The 5,000-nt window shown below is 55.7% G+C and carries 1 protein-coding gene, 1 tRNA gene, 2 rRNA genes and 1 pseudogene (1 of these 5 running past the window's edge); all 5 read left to right on the top strand.

Going from position 1 to position 5,000, the window contains the following annotated elements; translation table 11 throughout:
• Positions 1 to 2,467: ribosomal RNA gene (locus NKH97_RS20450) — 23S ribosomal RNA — on the top strand (it extends 355 nt beyond the left edge of the window).
• 273 nt (positions 2,468 to 2,740) lie between these two features.
• A 5S ribosomal RNA gene (rrf, locus tag NKH97_RS20445) occupies positions 2,741 to 2,855 on the top strand.
• Positions 2,856 to 3,132: 277 nt separating this feature from the next.
• Positions 3,133 to 3,209 (top strand) — tRNA-Met (locus NKH97_RS20440).
• A 941-nt stretch (positions 3,210 to 4,150) separates the two neighbouring features.
• A pseudogene (locus NKH97_RS20435) lies at positions 4,151 to 4,416 on the top strand (type II toxin-antitoxin system ParD family antitoxin).
• A 181-nt stretch (positions 4,417 to 4,597) separates the two neighbouring features.
• A complete protein-coding gene (locus tag NKH97_RS20430; RefSeq protein ID WP_352556341.1) occupies positions 4,598 to 4,735 on the top strand; it encodes a hypothetical protein in 138 nt (45 codons plus the stop codon).
• Positions 4,736 to 5,000: the final 265 nt, after the last annotated feature.

Raw genomic sequence — 5,000 nt, 5'->3', positions numbered from 1 at the left:
CGGAACCTTCTGGAAAGTAGGGCCATAGTGGGTGACAGCCCCGTACGCGTAATGCAATCAATCGTCCTCGAGTAAGGCGGGACACGTGAAATCCTGTCTGAAATTGGGGGGACCACCCTCCAAGCCTAAGTACTCGTGCATGACCGATAGCGAACTAGTACCGTGAGGGAAAGGTGAAAAGCACCCCGACAAGGGGAGTGAAAGAGTACCTGAAACCGATTGCCTACAAACAGTGGAAGCCCAAGGTTCGTCCTGGGTGACCACGTACCTTTTGTATAATGGGTCAGCGACTTAGTGTGACGAGCAAGCTTAAACCGCTAGGTGTAGGCGCAGCGAAAGCGAGTCTGAATAGGGCGTTCAGTTCGTCGCATTAGACCCGAAACCGAGTGATCTAGCCATGAGCAGGTTGAAGGTAAGGTAACACTTACTGGAGGACCGAACCCATAACTGTTGCAATAGTTCGGGATGACTTGTGGCTAGGGGTGAAAGGCCAATCAAACTCGGAAATAGCTGGTTCTCCGCGAAATCTATTTAGGTAGAGCGTCGACCGAATACCCCAGGGGGTAGAGCACTGGATGGGCTAGGGGTCCTCACCGGATTACCAAACCTAACCAAACTCCGAATACCTGGGAGTACTAGTCGGCAGACACACGGCGGGTGCTAACGTCCGTCGTGAAAAGGGAAACAACCCTGACCTACAGCTAAGGTCCCCAAGTTATGGCTAAGTGGGAAAGGATGTGAGGATCCCAAAACAACCAGGATGTTGGCTTAGAAGCAGCCATCATTTAAAGAAAGCGTAACAGCTCACTGGTCTAAATAAGGGTCTTTGCGCCGAAAATGTAACGGGGCTAAAGCCATACACCGAAGCTTAGGGTTTGGTCCGCAAGGGCCAAGCGGTAGCGGAGCGTTCTGTAAGCTGATGAAGCCATACCCGTGAGGGGTGGTGGAGGTATCAGAAGTGCGAATGCTGACATGAGTAACGTAAGGGGAGTGAGAGACTCCCCCGCCGAAAGACCAAGGGTTCCTGCTTAAAGCTAATCTGAGCAGGGTTAGCCGGCCCCTAAGACGAGGCGGAAACGCGTAGTCGATGGGAACCACGTTAATATTCGTGGGCTTGGAGGTAGTGACGGATCATTGAGGTAGTCCAATCTTATCGGATTGAACGGGCTGCTGCGTGGTTCCAGGAAATAGCTCCTCCTTATAAACCGTACCCGAAACCGACACTGGTGGTCTGGTAGAGTATACCAAGGCGCTTGAGAGAACTATGCTGAAGGAACTCGGCAAATTGCACGCGTAACTTCGGAAGAAGCGTGACCCTTTTCTACGCAAGTAGAGGAGGGTGGCACAGACCAGGGGGTAGCGACTGTTTATCAAAAACACAGGGCTCTGCGAAGTCGCAAGACGACGTATAGGGTCTGACGCCTGCCCGGTGCTGGAAGGTTAAGAGGAGGGGTGCAAGCTCTGAATCGAAGCCCCAGTAAACGGCGGCCGTAACTATAACGGTCCTAAGGTAGCGAAATTCCTTGTCGGGTAAGTTCCGACCTGCACGAATGGCGTAACGACTTCCCCGCTGTCTCCAGCATAGACTCAGTGAAATTGAATTCCCCGTGAAGATGCGGGGTTCCTGCGGTTAGACGGAAAGACCCCGTGCACCTTTACTATAGCTTTACATTGGCATTCGTAGTGGCATGTGTAGGATAGGTGGTAGGCTTTGAAACCTGGGCGCCAGCTCAGGTGGAGCCACCCTTGAAATACCACCCTTATTACTATGGATGTCTAACCGCGGCCCGTTATCCGGGTCCGGGACAATGTATGGTGGGTAGTTTGACTGGGGCGGTCGCCTCCTAAAGAGTAACGGAGGCGCGCGATGGTGGGCTCAGAACGGTCGGAAATCGTTCGCTGAGTGCAATGGCATAAGCCTGCCTGACTGCGAGACTGACAAGTCGAGCAGAGACGAAAGTCGGTCATAGTGATCCGGTGGTCCCGCGTGGAAGGGCCATCGCTCAACGGATAAAAGGTACGCCGGGGATAACAGGCTGATGACCCCCAAGAGTCCATATCGACGGGGTTGTTTGGCACCTCGATGTCGACTCATCGCATCCTGGGGCTGGAGCAGGTCCCAAGGGTATGGCTGTTCGCCATTTAAAGCGGTACGTGAGTTGGGTTCAGAACGTCGTGAGACAGTTCGGTCCCTATCTGCCGTGGGTGTAGGAATATTGAAAGGATCTGTCCCTAGTACGAGAGGACCGGGATGGACGGATCTCTGGTGGACCTGTTGTGGCGCCAGCCGCATAGCAGGGTAGCTATATCCGGACGGGATAACCGCTGAAGGCATCTAAGCGGGAAACCCACCTTAAAACGAGTATTCCCTGAGAACCGTGGAAGACGACCACGTTGATAGGCCGGGTGTGGAAGAGCGGCAACGCTTGAAGCTTACCGGTACTAATAGTTCGATCGGCTTGATCGTTCTCATTCCTTATGCTCATCTGACAAAGTCAGATGTTCTCACTCACGCTTGTTCCGCCCTGCGGGCGGCGCTACGTGGGTGCGGCGCATCAGCGCCGACGGTCGGTCGACCTTGCGAAGCTTCGCTTCGAAAGGCGCCAGGACCAAAAGAACTGTAAAGGCACAAAAAAGACCAGCGAACAGCTCAGAGAAAGCAGCAAATAGGGTCCCTATTCGCTACTCACTATTGGCTATTCGCTCAAAAAAGCTTCTCGAACAACGTGCGTTTTGCCGACCTGGTGGTTATGGCGGAGCGGCTGCACCCGATCCCATTCCGAACTCGGCCGTGAAACGCTCCAGCGCTGATGGTACTTCGTCTCAAGACGCGGGAGAGTAGGTCGCTGCCAGGTCTGCCAAACGCACGTTGAACTCACATCCAATCGGATGTGAGAGAAATCTTCTCTTTATGAAATGGCCCGCCAAGGGATCACGGGCCGCGTAAGCGGCCCTTTCATTTGGTCAGCCATATACCTATCTGTAGGCCTCGGCTTACACAAAAAAAGCAAGCAAGCGCTTGCTTAGGAACGCAAGCAAACGCTTGCTTAGGGAATGCAAGCAAACGCTTGCTTAGGGAATGCAAGCAAACGCTTGCTTAGGGAATGCAAGCAAACGCTTGCTTAGGGTTGACGCGGGGTGGAGCAGCCCGGTAGCTCGTCAGGCTCATAACCTGAAGGTCACAGGTTCAAATCCTGTCCCCGCAACCAAATACAAAAGAGCCCGCCCTCGTGCGGGCTCCTTTGTATTGTGCCGTGGTGCCGGCGATTTAACCTGTCATCAGGCGCCCGCAAGCAAGCGGAGCCGACGCCGCCGGACAGAAAACTCAATCCTGTCCCCGCAACCAATCTGCGGTAATCAAACGGCCCGCCTGGCACAAAGCCCGCGGGCCGTTTTGATGTTCGGCTGGGCTGGCCATCGATTGCCCCGGATCAGGCGCCCGCAACAAGGCGAAGCCCAAGCTGCGGGACAAAAAACCCAATCCCGTCCCCCGCAAACCAATCTCCACCAAGCAACAGTCCCCCAGGCACCAGCCAGCGGGCCGTTCGCATTCGGGGGACAATGGTGCCTGCAAGCGCGGCACTCCTCGGCGCACAAAGAGGCCTCAGCCGACAAGCTACGACAACAAAACAAGCCTCTCGACAAAACCTAATTCAAAACAGCCCGCAGCCGCGGGCCGTTTGCGTTTAGGGGGACTGGCAGTGAAGTGCCCAGCCGCCGCCATGACCGGATCAACCGAATCGGAGGCAAAAAAGACGAAGCATCCGATCCTCTTGTCAGGCATCGGTCAGTGATGTCGGTGATGACTTGCAATCAAATACGAAATGAATTGGGTCGGGGTGGCGTTCTATTCAGCCGGCTTTTGTGGCCACCCTCGGCCATGACAATGACTGAGGACCGCGAATCGACCTGCATGTGGATTCTCGATCGCGCCGGCCGTTGGGTGTGTCACGCCGCAATAGCCGCAAGTGCCGTTGGCCGAACGGCCCGGGGCGTTGAAGCGACGCCTCGATCAAGTCGAATCAAGTGAAGGGTGATTCTCTGGGGATGAGTGGCGCAAGGCGTGGCATGGTCGAATCAGCCAATTTTGCTAATAGCTGACATCTATCCAGGTTCGGGATCACTCCCATGTTCCCGCAGGGCGGTGCCAATGCCAAATTACGCTTTGAATGACCATTACGAGAGCTCCATCAGGAAGCAGCTCGAATCAGGCCGCTACAGTAATGCCAGCGAGGTTGTCCGCGCGGGCCTGCGCATGCTTGAGGATTTCGAGGCGGAGCGGGAGAAATGGCTGCGCGAGGAGATACCGGGGCGCCTAACTGAACTCCGGCAGGATTCATCGAAGGGAATCCTGCCGAAACGGTTTTCTCCCGGCTGGAGGCGCGTCATCGCGCGAAGGAGGCGAAAGCCAAGTAGGGGTGGAGTATCGGACTGTCTTCCACCCAGGGGAGAAGCCGAGCTGGAGCAACTCTACGATGATGATGATATAGCCGGACGTGCGTCGCCGGCGATCGCCTGGAATTTCATTGCGGGTATCCGCGACCATTGTCTCGGCCTGTCTACTTTTCCACAGCGGGGCACCGAGCGGGTCGAGATCATGCCTGGGCTGCGGATAGTTGGCTATCGCCGCGCGGTCAGCACTGCCTTCGCCGTCGAGGGTGGGCGGGTCCTGATCCTGGGCATCTTTTACGCCGGCCGGAACATCACGCCGGAATTGCTCGAGGACCAGCTCTAAACGGCGCGCTTCGGTGGTGAATTGCTCGGCAGTCCTCCAGGCGCGGCGGGTGCGATGGCACACATCAGCGCCTCGAGCTCGGGACGCATCACAGGAATGGTAGGCGCTAGAACGCCGCCCACAATTCAGCCAAGCCAACTCATGAATTTCGGTCCGGTGGATATCTCTACGAGAAATCGAAAAAACATTGTCGATGTGTGTTGACAGTTGTCGAGTGTGGCGACTATATACGCCTCACGAACGAGGGCGGCTCGCCGCTGGCGAC

Source organism: Mesorhizobium sp. M0870, assembly GCF_040319775.1.
In the GTDB taxonomy this organism is placed as follows: Bacteria; Pseudomonadota; Alphaproteobacteria; order Rhizobiales; family Rhizobiaceae; genus Mesorhizobium.
This window is presented reverse-complemented; position numbering and strand designations above follow the sequence as displayed.